The 17,588-nt window shown below is 59.6% G+C and carries 15 protein-coding genes and 1 tRNA gene; 10 read left to right on the top strand and 6 right to left on the bottom strand.

Going from position 1 to position 17,588, the window contains the following annotated elements:
• Window position 1: 1 nt before the first annotated feature.
• Entirely contained in the window at window positions 2–808 is an 807-nt protein-coding gene (fabI, locus tag ACXAC3_RS13345) for an enoyl-ACP reductase FabI (RefSeq protein ID WP_475160922.1), read from the bottom strand.
• 135 nt (window positions 809–943) lie between these two features.
• Between fabI and pdxH the strand changes: the two genes are divergently transcribed.
• The 4 genes from pdxH (at window position 944) to ACXAC3_RS13325 (ending at window position 2,792) form a co-directional block, all read left to right on the top strand.
• Window positions 944–1,549 carry a pyridoxamine 5'-phosphate oxidase gene (gene pdxH / locus ACXAC3_RS13340; protein WP_475160918.1) on the top strand — a complete coding sequence of 202 codons (606 nt, stop codon included), beginning with the start codon at window positions 944–946 and terminating at the stop codon, window positions 1,547–1,549.
• Between the two features lie 121 nt (window positions 1,550–1,670).
• Window positions 1,671–2,198, top strand: coding sequence for a cold-shock protein (locus ACXAC3_RS13335; protein ID WP_475160915.1), 528 nt, complete (start codon window positions 1,671–1,673; stop codon window positions 2,196–2,198).
• Window positions 2,199–2,204: 6 nt separating this feature from the next.
• Window positions 2,205–2,672, top strand: coding sequence for a DUF192 domain-containing protein (locus ACXAC3_RS13330; RefSeq protein ID WP_475160913.1), 468 nt, complete (start codon window positions 2,205–2,207; stop codon window positions 2,670–2,672).
• Window positions 2,673–2,715: 43 nt separating this feature from the next.
• Window positions 2,716–2,792, top strand: a tRNA-Pro gene (locus ACXAC3_RS13325).
• A gap of 10 nt (window positions 2,793–2,802) precedes the next feature.
• Here the strand turns inward: ACXAC3_RS13325 and ACXAC3_RS13320 are convergent.
• Window positions 2,803–3,237 carry a hypothetical protein gene (locus ACXAC3_RS13320; RefSeq protein WP_475160910.1) on the bottom strand — a complete coding sequence of 145 codons (435 nt, stop codon included), beginning with the start codon at window positions 3,235–3,237 and terminating at the stop codon, window positions 2,803–2,805.
• Window positions 3,238–3,768: 531 nt separating this feature from the next.
• Between ACXAC3_RS13320 and ACXAC3_RS13315 the strand changes: the two genes are divergently transcribed.
• A complete protein-coding gene (locus ACXAC3_RS13315) occupies window positions 3,769–7,389 on the top strand; it encodes a vitamin B12-dependent ribonucleotide reductase (protein ID WP_475160907.1) in 3,621 nt (1,206 codons plus the stop codon).
• 545 nt (window positions 7,390–7,934) lie between these two features.
• Window positions 7,935–8,180, top strand: coding sequence for an EF-hand domain-containing protein (locus tag ACXAC3_RS13310; RefSeq protein ID WP_475160904.1), 246 nt, complete (start codon window positions 7,935–7,937; stop codon window positions 8,178–8,180).
• Between the two features lie 49 nt (window positions 8,181–8,229).
• On the opposite strand, the gene ACXAC3_RS13305 is transcribed toward ACXAC3_RS13310, so the two are convergent.
• A complete protein-coding gene (locus ACXAC3_RS13305; protein WP_475160901.1) occupies window positions 8,230–9,774 on the bottom strand; it encodes a trimethylamine methyltransferase family protein in 1,545 nt (514 codons plus the stop codon).
• Between the two features lie 417 nt (window positions 9,775–10,191).
• On the opposite strand from ACXAC3_RS13305, the gene ACXAC3_RS13300 reads away from it, so the two are divergent.
• A complete protein-coding gene (locus ACXAC3_RS13300) occupies window positions 10,192–10,710 on the top strand; it encodes an outer membrane protein (RefSeq protein ID WP_475160897.1) in 519 nt (172 codons plus the stop codon).
• 5 nt (window positions 10,711–10,715) lie between these two features.
• Here the strand turns inward: ACXAC3_RS13300 and ACXAC3_RS13295 are convergent, their stop codons facing one another.
• Window positions 10,716–11,903, bottom strand: a complete 1,188-nt coding sequence (locus ACXAC3_RS13295) for a pyridoxal phosphate-dependent aminotransferase (protein WP_475160894.1) — start codon at window positions 11,901–11,903, stop codon at window positions 10,716–10,718.
• Window positions 11,904–11,961: 58 nt separating this feature from the next.
• Window positions 11,962–12,306: an MmcQ/YjbR family DNA-binding protein gene (locus ACXAC3_RS13290; protein ID WP_475160891.1), complete on the bottom strand. Its 345-nt coding sequence runs from the start codon at window positions 12,304–12,306 to the stop codon at window positions 11,962–11,964.
• Window positions 12,307–12,521: 215 nt separating this feature from the next.
• On the opposite strand from ACXAC3_RS13290, the gene cysS reads away from it, so the two are divergent.
• The 3 genes from cysS to ACXAC3_RS13275 are packed head-to-tail and all read left to right on the top strand — an operon-like array spanning window position 12,522 to window position 16,332.
• Window positions 12,522–13,919: a cysteine--tRNA ligase gene (gene cysS / locus ACXAC3_RS13285; protein WP_475160889.1), complete on the top strand. Its 1,398-nt coding sequence runs from the start codon at window positions 12,522–12,524 to the stop codon at window positions 13,917–13,919.
• Complete coding sequence (gene cimA, locus ACXAC3_RS13280) at window positions 13,919–15,553, top strand: citramalate synthase (RefSeq protein ID WP_475160886.1); 1,635 nt, start codon at window positions 13,919–13,921, stop codon at window positions 15,551–15,553. The genes cysS and cimA overlap by 1 nt, the downstream gene beginning before the upstream one ends.
• A gap of 2 nt (window positions 15,554–15,555) precedes the next feature.
• A complete protein-coding gene (locus tag ACXAC3_RS13275) occupies window positions 15,556–16,332 on the top strand; it encodes a squalene/phytoene synthase family protein (protein ID WP_475163428.1) in 777 nt (258 codons plus the stop codon).
• 3 nt (window positions 16,333–16,335) lie between these two features.
• On the opposite strand, the gene ACXAC3_RS13270 is transcribed toward ACXAC3_RS13275, so the two are convergent.
• On the bottom strand, window positions 16,336–17,562 hold the full coding sequence (locus ACXAC3_RS13270; protein WP_475160882.1) for an MFS transporter: 1,227 nt from the start codon (window positions 17,560–17,562) through the stop codon (window positions 16,336–16,338).
• Window positions 17,563–17,588: the final 26 nt, after the last annotated feature.

Here is a 17,588-nt window from a genome sequence, read left to right as displayed (position 1 = left end):
CTTAACCCTTTTCAACGTCTGGTGCGTCGACGGCTTTCATGCCGACGATGTGATAGCCCGAATCCACATGCAGGTTCTCGCCGGTCACGCCACCGCTCAGGTCCGAGAGCAGGTACAGGGCCGAATTGCCGACATCGTCGATGGTCACGTTGCGGCGCAGGGGCGAGTTATATTCGTTCCACTTCATGATATAGCGGAAATCGCCGATGCCGCTGGCGGCCAGTGTCTTGATCGGACCGGCCGAGATCGCGTTCACCCGGATGCCGTCTTTGCCCAGGTCTTCGGCCAGATATTTCACCGAAGCTTCCAGTGCGGCTTTGGCCACACCCATGACATTGTAGTGCGGCATGACCTGCTCGGCACCGTAATAGGTCAGCGTCACCGCGCTGCCGCCGTCGGTCATCAGCTTTTCAGCGCGCTGCATGACCGCGGTGAACGAATAGACTGACACATCCATGGTCAGATTGAAATTGGCACGCGAGGTGTCCACATACCGCCCCCGCAGTTCGTTCTTGTCCGAGAACCCGATGGCATGAACCACAAAGTCCAGCTTGCCCCATTTTTCGGACAGGGCCGCGAACAGCCCGTCAATCGACGCCTCGTCGCTGACGTCGCAGGGCAGAACGATTTCACTGCCCAGTTGCGCGGCCAGTGGATCAACCCGCTTTTTCAGCGCATCGCCCTGATAGGAAAAGGCAAGCTCGGCCCCGGCATCGGATAAAGCGCGGGCGATTCCCCATGCGATAGATTTGTCATTGGCCAGTCCCATGATGAGGCCGCGTTTGCCGGCCATCAACTGATTTGACATGTTCGGTTCTCCGCCTGTCTTCGCGTTATGTTGCGTTGGTTTATGCCATTGGATGCGTTGCATCAAGGCCGTGCACTCTTGCCCGTGGCGGGTTCTCGCCCTAGGGTGGTTAACGAAAGTTTCCAGGGGATGGAAATGAGCGAGCGTGACGGCATATTCGCTGGCACTGATCCGTTTAAAATAGCGGAGCAGTGGCTGGATGATGCCAAAGACAATGAACCGAATGATCCGAACGCGATCGCATTGGCGACCGTAGATGAAGGTGGCATGCCGAATGTGCGCATGGTGCTGCTGAAGGAAATCGAACCTGATGCCTTCGTCTTTTACACCAATTACGAGAGTGCAAAGGCGAGCGAGCTGGACAGTGCGGGCAAAGCCGCATTTGTCATGCATTGGAAATCTTTGCGGCGACAAATCCGTGTTCGTGGTACAATCACCCGGGAAAACGGACCGCAAGCCGACGAGTATTACGCGTCACGCTCGCTGAAAAGCCGTCTTGGGGCCTGGGCATCCAAGCAGTCCCAGCCTCTCAGCAGCCGGTCCGCCCTGATGGCAGAGGTTGCGAAAGTGACCGCCAGACTGGGCCCGAATCCACCGCGCCCTCCGTTTTGGGGGGGCTACCGGCTGGCGCCGACAGAGATCGAGTTCTGGGCCGACGGAGCCTTCAGGCTGCATGACAGGTTCCAGTGGCGGCGTGATCAGGTGGGCTCTGAGTGGCAAGTGCAGAGGTTGAATCCATGACGTTCGCGTATCGTGAAATGCAACACGCAGAAATCAAAGGGATTTTTCAGCTTGAATTTGCGAGCCATTCCCATACACATCGAACCCTTAACGAATTGGTAATTTTCGCGATGGGAAAACCGTGCCAGAAGATCTGAACAGCATGTACCGCGTCCGGGGACACGTAAAATGGTTCGACCCTGCCAAGGGGTACGGGTTCGTTGTGTCCGATGAGGGCGGCCCGGATATTCTGTTGCATGTGAATGTGTTACGCAATTTCGGCCAAAGTTCGGTCGCCGATGGCGCCGGCATTGAGATCATGACGCATCGCACCGATCGCGGCGTTCAGGCGGTCGAAGTAATCAGCGTCGACCCACCTGCGCGGACCGACTCGATGATGCTGGCCGATTTTGCCGAGCTGGACCCGGTGGTGATCGCCGAAGCCCCGCTGGAGGCTGCGCGGGTCAAATGGTTCGACAAGGGCAAAGGTTTCGGCTTTGCGAACGTGTTCGGCCGGGGTGAGGATGTGTTCCTGCATATCGAAGTTCTGCGCCGCTCTGGGCTTGCTGATTTGCAGCCGGGCGAAGCGCTGGCGATGCGGGTCATTGACGGAAAACGCGGACGTATGGCGGCTCAGGTCCTGGCCTGGGAAGCCGCCATGGACGACTGATTCCCCATGCGAAAGCTTCTTGCGGTTCTGGCGGGTGCCACGATGCTTTGGACCGCAGAGGCGCAGGCCGCTTGTCGCGACGATCGCGTCGGGCTGCGAAACGACACAACTCAGATCAGTTTTGACGTCGAACTGGCAGTGACCCCGCAGGAGCGGGCGCGCGGGCTGATGTTCCGGGAATTGCTGCCGCAACGCGCGGGGATGCTGTTCATCTTTGATCCGCCGCAACCGGTGGCCTTCTGGATGAAGAACACACTGATCCCGTTGGATATCATTTTTTTGGACCGGACCGGAACCGTTGTGCATGTCCACCATAGCGCCATACCCGGGGATCTGACCCCGATTGAAGGCGGCGATTCGGTGTATGCCGTGCTGGAAATCAATGCCGGGCTGGCCGGTCGCTATATGATCACGCCCGGCACTCAGATGCGGCATCAAGTTTTTTCGCAAGGCCCTGCAATTTGGCCCTGTTAGGGCTTTTCAAATCAGATTGGCACGTTTAGGAAGGCGCACGGTCCGGGGCGTGGCGCAGTCTGGTAGCGCACCTGTTTTGGGTACAGGGGGTCGTAGGTTCGAATCCTGCCGCCCCGACCACTTCTTTCCCTTATGTCGGTGAACCACCCATTGCCTGGTAAAGCGCGCCGAGCGCTCTATCCAGCCTCTGGCTTTCAACCGGAACCTGGACCGCTGGCCCGGTCTTTCGCGGGATGTTAAAGAACAGGTCAGCATCCACGCGGTACCCCAGGTTGTTCTTTGTCGATGTCAGTCGCATGACGCTTTTAGGCAGGTTCTGGGGATAGCCGTCATAGTTGAGAATCAGAAATGCGGTGGTTTCCGGTGGCAGCAATTCGGTGCATTCGAACACCCGATTCCCAGTCTTTTCAAACCGTTCACCCGGCCCGTCGCAGCTGATTTCGAACGTGTCGAACAGCCTTTTGGGGTAAGTATCGAACTGGGCGCTGCGCGACGGAGATGGCACATCTTGTGGTGTGCAGGCCACGATCAGGGCCATTACCGGAAGTAAACGCAACAACAACATCGGTCCTGACACCCTCGATCTGGCGCGCTGCGCAGGGCGACCGCGGACCGGTGCCTGAATCGCTGAGCGCTGATTCTGTTTCAGCCCGACCATCATAGCGGCAGATTATCAAATGCCGATAACTATCCCGGGAAAAACAGTTAATTGCGGGACGGCGAGGCGAATATTGATCCGAGTCGCGGTGGATGACTCTGTGGAGGAATTGCTTGCGGGCAGGTCACAGGGTATAGCGGCCTTCGGGTCAACAAAAAAGATTTCAAAAATGACCTAAAAAGGTCGTTGACCTTCTATGGGTGGATACGCCAAGTTGTATGGGCCGAAAGTGATGCCACTAAATCTGGTAGAAAAGCCAGGCAAAGGCACAGGGCGAGGGTCGGAAAGCACATCATAGTAACGTGCAACCGTTTGATCGGTTTCGCGCTGTAAGAGACAGCGCCCGGTCAACTGCGCCCGGTTTTCAGGCAAGGCGGATGGTCTGCGGATTTGGACCGGACGCAAATGGACAAGTAGATTAGATCTAGGGCGGCGGACATGAAGATTGACAGGAAATTTACAAAACCGGGGCAAGACGCTTACGCAGAACTGGATTTTGTCTCTGCAACATCCGAGATCCGAAACCCGGATGGCACTATTGTATTCCGCCTGGATGAAATCGAAGTCCCCGCAAGCTGGAGCCAGGTCGCAAGCGACGTTATTGCGCAGAAATATTTCCGCAAGGCGGGCGTGCCCTCGAAGCTGAAGAAAGTAAAAGAGAAAGACGTCCCCGAATTCCTGTGGCGCTCGGTCCCCGCCGATGGCGCTGAATTCGATGGTGAGACGTCTTCCAAGCAGGTTTTTGACCGTCTGGCCGGTGCCTGGGCCTATTGGGGCTGGAAGGGCGGCTATTTCTCGACCGAGGATGATGCGCGCGCCTATTTCGACGAGATGCGCTATATGCTGGCGACGCAGCGCGCAGCACCGAACAGCCCGCAATGGTTCAACACCGGTTTGCACTGGGCCTATGGAATCGACGGCCCGGCGCAGGGGCACCACTATGTCGACTACAAAACCGGCAAGCTGACCAAATCGAAATCCGCTTACGAACATCCGCAGCCGCACGCGTGCTTTATCCAGTCGGTCGATGATGATCTGGTGAACGAAGGCGGCATCATGGACCTGTGGGTGCGCGAGGCGCGCCTGTTCAAATATGGCTCGGGCACCGGGACCAACTTCAGCCATCTGCGTGCGGAAGGTGAGGCGCTGTCGGGTGGCGGCAAGTCCTCGGGCCTCATGGGCTTTCTCAAGATCGGCGACCGCGCCGCTGGCGCGATCAAATCAGGCGGGACAACCCGTCGAGCAGCAAAGATGGTGATCGTCGATGCAGATCACCCGGACATCGAGCAATTCATCGAATGGAAGGTGATCGAAGAGCAGAAGGTGGCCTCGATCGTTGCCGGATCGAAGATGCACGAGAAGATGCTGAACGGCATTTTCGAGGCCATCCGCACATGGGACGGCGCGCAGGATGATGCGTATGATCCCAAGAAGAATGATGCGCTGAAAGCTGCAGTGCGTGAGGCGAAAAAAGTCGCGATCCCAGAAACTTACATCAAGCGTGTCCTGGATTACGCCAAGCAGGGTCACGACAGCATCGAATTCCCGACCTATGACACGGACTGGGATTCGGAAGCCTACAGCTCGGTTTCGGGGCAGAACTCGAACAACTCGATCCGGGTGACCAACGCGTTCCTGACCGCTGTTGAGAAAGATGCCGATTGGGAACTGATCAACCGCACCGATGGCAGGGTTGCCCGAACCGTCAAGGCCCGCGATCTGTGGGAGAAAGTCGGCCACGCGGCCTGGGCCTGCGCCGATCCGGGCATCCAGTTCCACGATACCGTCAACGAATGGCACACATGCCCCGAAGACGGTGAGATTCGCGGCTCGAATCCGTGCTCGGAATATATGTTCCTCGATGACACGGCCTGTAACCTGGCCTCGATGAACCTGCTGACTTTCCTGAAGGATGGTGAGTTCCAGGCGGCGGATTACATGCACGCTTCACGCCTGTGGACACTGACGCTGGAAATTTCGGTGACCATGGCGCAATTCCCGTCGAAGGAAATCGCGCAGCTGTCCTATGACTTCCGCACCTTGGGTCTGGGTTACGCCAACATCGGCGGTCTGCTGATGAACATGGGCTACAGCTACGACTCGGACGAGGGGCGCGCGATCTGTGGCGCGCTGACTGCGATCATGACCGGTGTGGCCTATGCGACCTCGGCCGAAATTGCCGGTGAGCTGGGCGCATTCAAAGGGTATGAGCGCAACGCAGACCACATGCTGCGCGTCATCCGCAACCACCGCCGCGCGTCGCAGGGAGTGACCGAAGGGTATGAGAAACTGGCCGTGAAGCCGGTGCCTCTGGACCACGGCAACTGCCCGGACAAGCGTCTGGTTGATCTGGCCATGTCGGCTTGGGACGAAGCGCTGAGCCTCGGTGAGAAAAACGGCTATCGCAACGCGCAGGCCACCGTGATCGCGCCGACGGGCACTATCGGTCTGGTGATGGATTGCGACACAACTGGGATTGAGCCTGACTTTGCTTTGGTGAAGTTCAAGAAGCTGGCCGGTGGCGGTTACTTCAAGATCATCAACCGCTCGGTACCTTCGGCGCTGGAAAAGCTGGGGTATTCCTCGGCTCAGATCGAAGAGATCGTGGGCTATGCGGTTGGCCACGGCACCATCGGCAATGCGCCGGGGATCAACCACACTTCGCTGACTGGGCACGGTTTTGGCCCCAATGAATTGGCGAAAGTGGACGCCGCGCTGGAAAGCGCGTTCGACATCCGGTTCGTCTTCAACCAGTGGACACTGGGCGAGGATTTCTGCACCGGCGTTCTGGGCATCCCGGCGACCAAGCTGAATGACCCGACCTTCGATTTGCTGCGCCATCTGGGCTTTACCAAAGCGGATATCGACGCGGCGAATGACCATGTTTGCGGAACCATGACGCTGGAAGGTGCACCGCATCTGAAAGAAGAGCACTATTCGATCTTCGACTGCGCCAACCCGTGCGGCAAGAAAGGTAAGCGTTTCCTTGGGGTTGACAGCCACATCACCATGATGGCGGCGGCGCAGAGCTTTATCTCGGGCGCGATCTCGAAAACGATCAACATGCCGAATGACGCGACCATCGAGGATTGTCAGAAGGCTTATGAACTGTCGTGGTCGCTGGGTGTGAAGGCCAATGCGTTGTATCGTGACGGCTCGAAACTGTCGCAACCGCTGGCGGCGGCGCTGGTCGAGGATGATGACGAGGCGGCGGAAGTACTGGAGAGCGGTTCGACGCAGGAAAAAGCCGTCGTACTGGCCGAGAAGGTGATCGAGAAGGTTGTGGTCAAGGAAATGATCCGCAGCCATCGTGAGAAACTGCCCCATCGCCGCAAGGGCTATACCCAGAAGGCAATCGTGGGTGGCCACAAGGTTTACCTGCGCACCGGCGAGTTCGAAGACGGCAAGCTGGGCGAGATCTTCATCGACATGCACAAGGAAGGTGCTGGCTTCCGGGCGATGATGAACAACTTTGCCATCGCCGTGTCGGTTGGTCTGCAATATGGCGTGCCGCTGGAAGAGTTCGTGGATGCCTTCACCTTCACCAAGTTCGAACCGGCCGGGATGGTACAGGGCAACGACTCGATCAAGAACGCGACGTCGATCCTGGATTATATCTTCCGCGAATTGGCCGTGTCCTATCTGGACCGTACTGATCTCGCCCATGTGAAACCAGAAGGCGCGTCCTTCGACGATCTTGGTCGGGGTGAGGAAGAAGGCGTCTCGAACGTATCGGAGATCAGTGAAAGTGCGGCGTCCAAGTCGCTGGAAGTGCTGAAACAAATCAGTTCGACCGGTTATCTGCGTAAGCGTCTGCCGCAGGATCTGGTGGTGTTCAATGGCGGTCAGGCCGAAGTGAACGGCATGGCCGAATCCGCAGCGCAATTCGAGGCTCCGGCCGCGGAAACAGCGGTCGCGACCAGCATGGATGCACGGACGAAGGCCAAAATGCAGGGCTATGAGGGCGATCCCTGCGGCGAATGCGGAAACTACACGCTGGTGCGCAACGGCACCTGCATGAAGTGCAACACTTGCGGCGCGACCAGCGGGTGTAGCTAAGCTCAGCGCCCCGGCAACCCGGGGTGCAGGGGTCGGATAGCTGCCACAGGTACCGACCCCGACGAATACGGAGCAAGGCGCTGAGACTTACCAAGTTTGCCTTGCTTCACTCGGCCGACATGCCCGTGTCAGCCGGGAACAGGGTGGGGCGGAATATTTGCTCTTTCCCACTCTTTCACGGGGCGGGTGCGCTCGTCCCATGCGCAGTCCAGGCCGCAGGCAAAAAAACACCGGGCGGTCAACGAAATGAGCCTGGAAGGCGAAACTGACAGGGGGCTTCGGCCCCCTTTCTTTTTATTCGGCGTCAGAATCCGGTTTTTGAGCAGAGCCTTGCCGGATCGCCCGGTTGCCATCGGGCAAGAACCGCCGAGGCCCAATGGGGGATTTTTGCCCAGCGGTTGCCCGCAGATGCGACTCTGGCAAACACGCGGAGATTGGCGCGAAAGCAGCGAAATCCATCTATGCGGGTGACTTGGGTTGGGGTTCGGGTGTCTCTGGTGCCTGTCCGGACATGAAACACACAAACTCTATCAGGAGGCATCACAATGAAACCGCAAACTCTGGCCGCAATCTCTGCTCTTGCTCTTGGACTGCCGGCGCTGGCCGTCGCACAATCCTCGGCAGATACCAACGGGGATGGCGTGCTGACAATCGAGGAAGTACAGGCGGTTCTGCCTGACGTCGACGCAGACGGTTTCTCGGCAATGGATACCAATGGTGATGGCGCGCTGGACGAGGCCGAGATCACCGTTGCGCAAGAAGCAGGTCTGTTGCCACCGTCAAACGGCTAACAGAATTCAAGGAGGCGGCCAGAGGGAATCTGGCCGCTTTTTCAGTTTGTTACGACGGAAGGTGAATCCGGAATTTGCCGCGAATCTCGGAATCCAGCAACGGGTCGAACCGCGCGGCAGATGGTGTCGACAGGATTTCCTCTTTCCGCTTGATCGCTTTTTCGATCAGATCCGGCTTGCCAAGCTCCACCCATTCTTTGGGGGAGGACCGGTCGCCGAAGGTCGGGTAGACGTAATCCGCCTGCATCCGGCTGAGCGTCGCATCCGTGCCAAGGTAATGGCCCGGCCCGTCCAGACAGACATCGGCGATTTGGTCGAGCGCCAGTGTTTCGTCCGATACTTCGATGCCACGCACGCAGCGCAGCGCCTGACCGATCAGATCATCGCTGAGAATGAGGCTTTCAAAGCAGAATCCCAGCAGTGAGGCATGCATGCCCGCCGCTTCGTACACCATGTTCAGCCCTGACAGCCCCGCCATCACGTTCGAACACATCTGTTCCCAGCCTGCCTGCATATCCGGCAGTTTCGAATCCGATGCACCGGCTGCTGCGCCTCCGGGCAGGTCGTAGAATTGGTGCATCTGCGCGCAGCCGGCGGTCAGCAACGCTTGTTCCCCGGACCCGATCGACATGGCACCGGTGCGCAGATCCAGGCCAAAGGGCCAGGTGCCAAAAACTGCTGGTGCACCGGGACTTACGGCGTTAACATAAACCAGTCCGGCGAGGCATTCAGCGGTTGCCTGGGTGATCGCCCCGGCGATGGTTGAGGGGGCTGTTGCCCCCGCCATGCCCGCCGACAGCAGCAGAACCGGCATTCCGGCCTTGATGCATTCCTCCATCACTTCGCAGCTTTCCGTCGCGAACTTCATCGGCGGAACCACAAAGCAGTTCGAGTTTGAGATGAATGGCCGTTCGCGCCATTTATCCTCACCGCCGGCGATCATGTGGATCATCTCCATTGCCGGAGCGACATGGCTTGGTTCAGTGAACGAGGTGCCGATATGTTTGAACGTGCCCGCGCAACTGGCGTAGATCGTATTCAGATCCATTTCCAGATTGTCAGCGATATCGCGGCAAACCATCGGTCGTTGAACAAAGTGAATATTATCAAGCTGTTGGCAAACTCGTGCGGCGTCGTGAAGATCCTGAACGGTTGAATCGCGATATTCCTGGCCGTGCACGTCCACCATGCTAACGGCCGCGCCGGCAGTGCCATAATGGACACGGGTGCCCGACAGTTCCAGATCGGTTTTTCCGTCGCGGCTGAACAGCGTAACCGAACGATTGGCCTTGGCGAGAGTGTCCTCGACCAGGGCGCGGGGGAACCGAATCCGACCGTCATCGCCAAGGTTGCATCCGGCGCCGACAAGATAGTCGATCCCGCTTTGCGGTGCGTCGGCAAGGCCAATTGTCTCCAGCGCCGTCAGTGCAGCGTCGTGGATGCGTTCGATCTGTGCCTGCGTCAGAACATTCAGCGCGCCGCCTTCCATCCCGGGGCGGACCGGGCGCAGATGTTCAGGCAGCGCCGAGGCACGGGCCGCGCGGCGCGCGGCGCGTCCGCCGCTGCGCGAAGAGTTTCGGGTTTGTTCGTTCATTGTTCGGAATCCGGTGGTAGCAAAGTGTACAGGGTGGCGGTGTTCACACCCCTGATGGCCGCCCACGTGCCGCACGCCCACGGTCCGCACCAATGGTGCGGCTGACCAGGCGGATCTTCCAAACTTCGTTCTGCATGCAGGGCCTCACTCCGTAGCATTCAGTATTCCGGTGCAGACCGTCGCATTCTGTTCTGTTTGCGACCTGAGCGTCCAAAAGCGAAGCATTCGATATTTCTGTCACGGTGTTTCAGAAGGTTCCAAGAATTTTTCCCGACGGGGCAGAAATCTGTTATAGTTCCTTCACTTATTTAAGAGTGGCCCGTGATCTAAATTGAATTTTATGGGTTGCAGGCCGATTTTGTGTAACGACGCCTGAAATTTGCCAAAGCTTTGTCTCAAGGCTTTTCGGAGAGGTTTATGAAAGTCCATAAGGCCCTCATTGTCGGTTTGATGATGACCAGCGCCGCCCCGGCATTTGCCGAGGATTGGACGGGGGCTTATGCAGGATTTAGCTTTGGCTACACCGATGCCGACGGGCCAAACGGGTCCAGTGGAAATGACACCAGCTTTGGGCCCCTGATCGGGTATGACCGTGACTTCGGGAATTTTGTGATCGGCGGGGAACTGGAATACAACCGCCTGTCGCTGAATCTGGGCGACGGTGAAGGCACTCTGGACAGTATGACACGGCTGAAATTGCGCGGCGGTTACGATTTCGGGACCGCCCTTGGCTATGTCGTGATCGGTGCGGCCCGGGTGGATTTGTCGGTCGACAACGACACCGCTGCTGTCTACGGAATCGGCGTTGCCTATCCCATTGGCGAAAACTTCGTCATCAGCGGCGAGGCATTGCGGCAGGATTTCAACGATGTGACCCGGTCCGATGGCGGACTGGATTCCAACGTCTTCAATTTGCGCACAACCTTCCGTTTCTGACGTGCCTATTCCGCCGCGTGGCGGTCGGCCAGCGCAGTTGCAAAATCGCAGATCGTTCCGAGGGCCGAGACAAACCTGTCATCATCAATGGTCATCGCCACACGGATATGACCGGCCGCCGCAAGCCCGAAACTTTCACCCGGCATGACGGCGATTGCATGGGTATCAAGAAGGGCGTTGGCGAATGCCTCGCCGCTGAGGCCGGTGGCGCGGATGTCCAGCATCAGATACATCGCCCCCTGCGCCGGCACCAGGCCAACGATGTTCTGGCCGGCCAGAACCTTCATCGCCAGGGCGCGTCGCCGACGAAATGGTGCGGCGATCCGCTCCTCAAGGTCGTTGCCCGCATTCAGCGCGAAACTGGCGGCATCCTGAATAAACCCCGGAACACCATAGGTCGTGTGCGTGGCCAGATTGATCAGGTGGGCGATCACCTCTTCCGGCCCAACCACCCAGCCGCATCTGGATCCGGTCATCGCATGGGACTTTGACATGGAACCTACAACCAGCGTGCGTTCGGCCATGCCAGGCAATATGCGGGGCGAGATATGTTCGCCATCCCAGACCTGCGTGTCATAGACCTCATCCGAAATCAGCCACAGATCGCGGTGGTGGCATAGATCGGCAATACCTTCGAGGGTCTGGCGCGAATAGACCACCCCGGTTGGATTGTTGGGCGTGTTGATCAGCAGCGAAACCGCCCCATCCGCGGCGGCGGCAATCCGGTCGGCGCGGGGCTGAAACGCGTCTTCGGCTGTGGTCTGGATCGGTCGGGCGATTGCACCGGCGCCACGGATCGTTCCGGGATAGGTGGCGTAGTAGGGATCAAGGTACAGGCCCACGTCACCGGGATCGCACACTGCGACATGGGCCGCGAACAGGGCGGATTGCCCGCCGGGTGTGATCAGGACATTGCCGCGCGCGGTCGGAACACCAGTACGGGCCTGTATCCGCGCAGCAACCGTATCGCGCAGCAGGTCCGTACCCGGCACCATCGCGTACCCGGTATTGCCCTGCCGGGCCGACAAATCCATGGCCGCAAGAATGGTCGGGTCTGTGCCGATATCGTGTTCGCCAATGTTCAGCTCGGTAACCGCGTGCCCCTCGCTGATCATGCGGCGCGCACGGTAGAACACCTCCCAGCCGTCACTGCCGTCCCCGGTGAGGTGAGTGATACGCTGAGACAGTTTCATGGTACGCTCCGGTCTGGTTGATTTCGCAGACAGGGCCAGAGCTTTGGCGGAAAGTCAATCAGCTTCGCGGGGGCAAGGTCGCCTGGACTTTCTTGGTCAGCGACGCCCTCACCAGATCGTAGGATGCGTTCAGCCGATAGCGCAATTCCGCGTCGTCGCAATCGAAGGGCAGGCGTATCCAGCTGCGGTGAAAATAGGGGGCCTTGGTGCCAACCCCCGCATCGATCAGCATCTGGGCGGTTTCGATATCCGCTGTTTTCACGGACACGCCGTCATTGGCGGTTCCGATGCAGGCAAACATCTTGCCGCCAACCTTCCAGGCATCATGCCCGCCACCCCAGGGGTCGGACCACTCCGCGCCGGGCAGCGCCTTACAAATCGAGTTCACGTGTTTTCGGGTCATGTCGGGATGGTGCGCCGGGTTGCGGCAGAACTCAAGCCTTGGCACAGCCGTCAGCCCATGCTAGGGGAACCTCATGAACCCGATGACCTGCATCATTATCTGCTGCATTACCTGCTGATTTATCAAGCGGGCCGGTTTCTTTCGTTTTCATCCCCGAGACAAGTTGCTAAGCCCGCGCCAACGCGCAAGCCTTTGCTGTCTTTAGGAGCCGACCGATGACGACGATCAAACTGCACAACACACGGACGCGGACGAAGGAAGATTTCGTGCCGATCAGCGCCGACAATGTGCGGATGTATGTCTGCGGGCCCACCGTTTACGACCGCGCCCATCTGGGCAATGCCCGCCCGGTGGTGGTGTTTGACGTTCTCTTTCGGCTGTTGCGCCATGTCTATGGTGCCGACCACGTAACCTATGTGCGCAATTTCACTGACGTGGACGACAAGATCAACGCCACCGCTCTGGCCCGGCAGAAGGCCGGGGCCGGGGGGACGTTGGAGCAACTGGTGCAGGAGCGCTCGGACGAGACGATCGGCTGGTATCTGCATGACATGGGCGCGTTGGGGGCATTGGAGCCCAACGAGATGCCGCGCGCCACGCAATACATCGCCCAGATGATCGCAATGATCGAGGATCTGATTGCAAAAGGTCACGCCTATGCGGCCGAGGGGCATGTCCTGTTCGCCGTGGACAGTTGGAAAGCGCAATATGGTGCGCTGTCCGGCAGGTCTGTCGACGATATGATCGCCGGTGCACGGGTCGAAGTTGCGCCCTATAAGAAGAACCCGATGGATTTCGTGCTGTGGAAGCCTTCGACTGACGAGTTGCCGGGTTGGGACTCGCCCTGGGGTCGCGGACGCCCGGGCTGGCACATCGAATGCTCGGCCATGAGCTATGAGCTGCTGGGCGCGAGCTTCGACATCCATGGCGGCGGCAACGATCTGATGTTCCCGCATCATGAGAATGAGATTGCTCAGAGCAAATGCGCTCATCCGCATGGAGAGTTCGCGCGCGTCTGGCTGCACAATGAGATGTTGCAGGTCGAAGGCAAGAAAATGTCCAAATCGCTGGGTAATTTTTTCACCGTGCATGATCTGCTGGAGCAGGGCGTGCCGGGTGAGGTGATCCGGTTTGTCTTCCTGCAAACCCATTACCGCAAACCGATGGACTGGACCGAAAAGAAGGCGCGCGAGGCCGAAACGACGCTGCGCAAGTGGCGGGCGCTGACAGCGGGCATCGAGCCCGCCGCCAGCGCGACGCCCGCAGTTGTCGCCGCGCTGAGCGATGACCTGAACACGGCGGGCGCCCTGGCCGAGCTTTACCGTCTGGCGGCAGACGGCGATGCGGCGGGTCTGCTGGCGGGGGCGCAACTGCTGGGTCTGTTGTCACCGGAAATGGGGGCTTGGGCAGATACCGGCGCGGTGGATTTGTCCGCACATGCGGACAAGCTGGCCGACGCGCGGGCTGTTGCGATGCAAAGCAAGGACTTTTCGGAAGTTGACCGTCTGAAGGCGGCTTATCTGGCCGCCGGTCTGGAGGTCCGCATGGGCAAGGACGGGGTTGAGCTGGTTCCGGGAGCCGGGTTTGACGCCGCCAAGCTGGAGAATGTCTGATGTCCAGAGAACGCCTCTATCTGTACGACACAACCCTGCGCGACGGTCAGCAGACGCAAGGTGTCCAGTTTTCCACGACCGAAAAGGTGCAGATCGCAACGGCGCTGGACGAACTGGGTGTTGACTATATCGAAGGCGGCTGGCCGGGCGCCAACCCGACCGACAGCGCGTTTTTCGATGTTGCACCCAAGACGGCGGCGCGCCTGACCGCGTTTGGGATGACCAAGCGGTCGGGCCGGTCGGCCCAGAATGATGACGTGCTGGCCGCCGTGATGAACGCGGGCACGCAAGCGGTTTGTCTGGTGGGCAAATCGCATGATTACCACGTCACCCACGCGCTGGGAATTTCGCTGGAGGAGAATGTCGAGAACGTTCGGGACTCGATTGCGCATGTCGTGGCGCAGGGGCGCGAGGCGTTGTTTGACGCCGAGCATTTCTTTGACGGTTACAAAGACAATCCCGGATATGCGGTCGAGGTGTGCCGGGCAGCGCTGGACGCCGGTGCCCGGTGGGTTGTGCTGTGCGACACCAATGGCGGCGCGCTGCCGGCCGAAGTCTCGCGCATCGTGTCAGAAGTGATCGCTGCGGGTTTGCCGGGGGATCGGCTGGGCATTCACACCCACAACGATACCGAAAACGCGGTCGCCTGTTCCTTGGCCGCTGTCGATGCAGGCGCCCGGCAGGTACAAGGGACTTTGAACGGGTTGGGGGAGCGCTGCGGCAATGCCAATCTGACGGCCTTGATCCCAACCTTGCTGTTGAAGGAACCTTATGTGTCGTCATTCGATATCGGTGTCAGCGAACAGGCACTGGCGGGTCTGACGCGCATCAGCCGGATGCTGGACGATATCCTGAACCGAGTGCCCAGCAAGCAATCGGCCTATGTGGGAGCATCGGCCTTTGCGCATAAGGCGGGGTTGCACGCCAGCGCGATCCTCAAAGACCCGTCGACCTATGAGCATGTCGAACCGGCGGCGGTTGGCAATGCCCGCATCATTCCAATGTCAAATCAGGCCGGGCAGTCAAACCTGCGCAAGCGCCTGACCGAAGCGGGACTGGCTGTCGAAAAGGGCGATCCGGCGTTGGGGCGCATTCTGGACCGCATCAAGCTGCGTGAGGCGGAGGGCTATTCCTATGACACCGCGCAGGCGAGCTTTGAACTGCTGGCGCGCGACGAACTCGGGCAGCTGCCGGAATTCTTCGAGGTAAAGCGCTATAAGGTCACCGTTGAACGGCGCAAGAACAAGTACAACAAGATGGTCAGCCTGTCCGAGGCGGTGGTGGTCGTGAAAGTTGATGGCGAAAAGAAGCTGTCGGTCAGTGAATCGCATGACGAACACGGTAGTGACCGCGGTCCGGTGAACGCACTGGCCAAGGCTCTGTCCAAGGATCTGGGACAATATTCCCCCATATTGGACGACATGCATCTGGTGGACTTCAAGGTGCGGATCACGCAGGGCGGGACCGAAGCGGTGACCCGCGTCATCATCGACAGCGAAGACGGGCAGGGCCGGCGCTGGTCAACCGTCGGCGTCAGCGCCAACATAGTCGACGCCTCGTTCGAGGCTCTGCTGGACGCGATCCAATGGAAGCTGGTGCGCGACTGCGGGTCGCAAACTGCGGTGGCCGAGTGAGCATTCAGTTCGACGACGACGTCAAAGCCTGTGCGGCGCTGGTTCATCGGGCGGATCCCGACCGGTTCATGGCGGCCATGGCGGCGCCAATCGCCGCGCGGGCCGTGCTTTTTCCGATCTATGCGCTGAACGTTGAGGTCGCGCGAGCCCCCTGGGTCACGCAGGAGACGATGATCGCCGAGATGCGCCTGCAATGGTGGCGCGATGCCTTGCAGGAGATTGCCGAAGGGCAAACGGTGCGCCGGCATGAGGTCGTGACACCTCTGTCGCGGGTATTGTCACCCCATCTGGCGGCTATGTTGGATGAATATGTCGCTGTAAGACGTTGGGATATATATCGTGATCCGTTCGAGGATCAGGCGCATTTCGAAGCTTATATCAATCACAGCGCCGGAACCCTGATGGTCGCCTCGGCGCAGTCGCTTGGGTCCGCAGACGAAGCCGTAATGCGCGATTTTGGTTATGGCGCCGGGGTGGCGAACTGGTTGCGCGCCATCCCCGATCTTGAGGCGCGCGGGCGCATTCCGCTGCTGGATGGCACGCCCGACGGCGTCCGAACGCTGGCGCAGGCAGCGTTGCAGAGGTTGCGGCGGGCGCGGTCCAGGTCATCATCTGTGTCAAAGCAGGCCCGGCCCGCTCTGTTTGCCGGATGGCAGGCGGAATGGGTGTTGCGGCAGGCCGTGGCACGCCCCGAGCGCGTCGCCGCCGGCAATCTTGCACAGGGTGAGCTGCGACGCAGAGCGACCCTGATGTGGACGGCGGCCAGCGGTCGCTGGTAGCGATCAGGCGGTTTCCTGTTCTGACGGTTTAAGAACCAGCCACAACAGCGCACCGCCGGCCAGTGTCAGCAACGGGATCATGGCGAGGTTTACTGCGGTCCAGCCCTCGACCGGGGACCCGCCCGAGCAATTCATCAGCCCGCCCGAGGCCAGTGACGCAACGGTCACCCCGCCAAACACAAGCAGGTCGTTCAGGCCCTGCATGCGGCCACGCTCGTTCACGTCATGCGAGGCGGCCAGCATGGATGTGGCGCCGATAAATCCAAAGTTCCAGCCAATCCCCAACAGGATCAGGGCGACGAAGAAGTTGCCCAGTTCGACACCCTGCAGGGCTACGACCCCCGCAGCAGCCAGAATGGCCAGACCCAGGGCCACAATCTTTTCGACCCCAAAGCGCGCGATCAACTGGCCGGTGAAGAAGCTGGGAACATACATCGCCAGAACGTGGCTGGTGACGACGTCCGCAGCGTCATTGGCAGAGAATCCACAGCCCACGACCGCCAGCGGGGTCGACGTCATCACCAGGTTCATCAGCGCATAGGAGACCATCGCGCAAATGATTGCCACCGCGATGCGCGGCGTTCTGAGCATCTCAAGCCGGGTCCGGCCCTTGGGGGCGTCTTCGGCTGGCTTCTCGGGCGTCGGGATGTCGAGGAAGAAGAACAGCGCCGACCCGAAGATATTCACCGCGATCACGGCCAGATAGGTGCCGAGAAACGGAATCACATAAGCTTCGGCTGTCAGCTTGACGATCTGCGGTCCGATAATGGCAGCCGCCAGACCGCCGGCCATGACATAGGAAATTGCTTTGGGACGGAACGCGTCAGACGCCGTGTCGGCCGCCGCAAAACGGTAAAAGCCATGAGCGCTCATGTATATGCCGGTCAGCAGGCTGCCCAACAGGAAGATCGGGAAAGATCCCAGATACAGGCCATAGGCTCCGACGACGCCGCCACATGCACCCGCCGTGGCCCCGACCAGAAATCCGGCGCGCCGGCCCCAGCGTTGCATGATCGCCGAAACCGGTGTGGCCGCCAACATTGACCCCAGAACGATCAGTGAAATGGGCAGAGTCGCCAGGCATGGGTTCGTGGCCAGCGACTGACCCGCCAGACCCCCGACGATGAAAATCATCGGCATCTGCGCGCCAAGCACGGCCTGCGCCGCCACCAGAACGGCGACGTTCCGCTTGGCCTGACTGTTATCCGGGGTGGCGGTGGTCATTGTCATGGGCCATGCGTATCCGCGAAATGCCA

The organism is Ruegeria sp. ABV4_181, from assembly GCF_056158465.1.
Note: the sequence above shows the minus strand (reverse complement) of the source record. Positions and strands in the feature narration are given on the sequence as shown.

Excerpts from the sequence above, each read along its gene's own strand:
- fabI (WP_475160922.1), bottom strand. The coding sequence starts at position 808 with ATGTCAAATCAGTTGATGGCCGGCAAACGCGGCCTCATCATGGGACTG.
- pdxH (WP_475160918.1), top strand. The coding sequence starts at position 944 with ATGAGCGAGCGTGACGGCATATTCGCTGGCACTGATCCGTTTAAAATA.
- ACXAC3_RS13330 (WP_475160913.1), top strand. The coding sequence starts at position 2,205 with ATGCGAAAGCTTCTTGCGGTTCTGGCGGGTGCCACGATGCTTTGGACC.
- ACXAC3_RS13320 (WP_475160910.1), bottom strand. The coding sequence starts at position 3,237 with ATGTTGTTGTTGCGTTTACTTCCGGTAATGGCCCTGATCGTGGCCTGC.
- ACXAC3_RS13315 (WP_475160907.1), top strand. The coding sequence starts at position 3,769 with ATGAAGATTGACAGGAAATTTACAAAACCGGGGCAAGACGCTTACGCA.
- ACXAC3_RS13310 (WP_475160904.1), top strand. The coding sequence starts at position 7,935 with ATGAAACCGCAAACTCTGGCCGCAATCTCTGCTCTTGCTCTTGGACTG.
- ACXAC3_RS13305 (WP_475160901.1), bottom strand. The coding sequence starts at position 9,774 with ATGAACGAACAAACCCGAAACTCTTCGCGCAGCGGCGGACGCGCCGCG.
- ACXAC3_RS13300 (WP_475160897.1), top strand. The coding sequence starts at position 10,192 with ATGAAAGTCCATAAGGCCCTCATTGTCGGTTTGATGATGACCAGCGCC.
- ACXAC3_RS13295 (WP_475160894.1), bottom strand. The coding sequence starts at position 11,903 with ATGAAACTGTCTCAGCGTATCACTCACCTCACCGGGGACGGCAGTGAC.
- ACXAC3_RS13290 (WP_475160891.1), bottom strand. The coding sequence starts at position 12,306 with ATGACCCGAAAACACGTGAACTCGATTTGTAAGGCGCTGCCCGGCGCG.
- cysS (WP_475160889.1), top strand. The coding sequence starts at position 12,522 with ATGACGACGATCAAACTGCACAACACACGGACGCGGACGAAGGAAGAT.
- cimA (WP_475160886.1), top strand. The coding sequence starts at position 13,919 with ATGTCCAGAGAACGCCTCTATCTGTACGACACAACCCTGCGCGACGGT.
- ACXAC3_RS13270 (WP_475160882.1), bottom strand. The coding sequence starts at position 17,562 with ATGACAATGACCACCGCCACCCCGGATAACAGTCAGGCCAAGCGGAAC.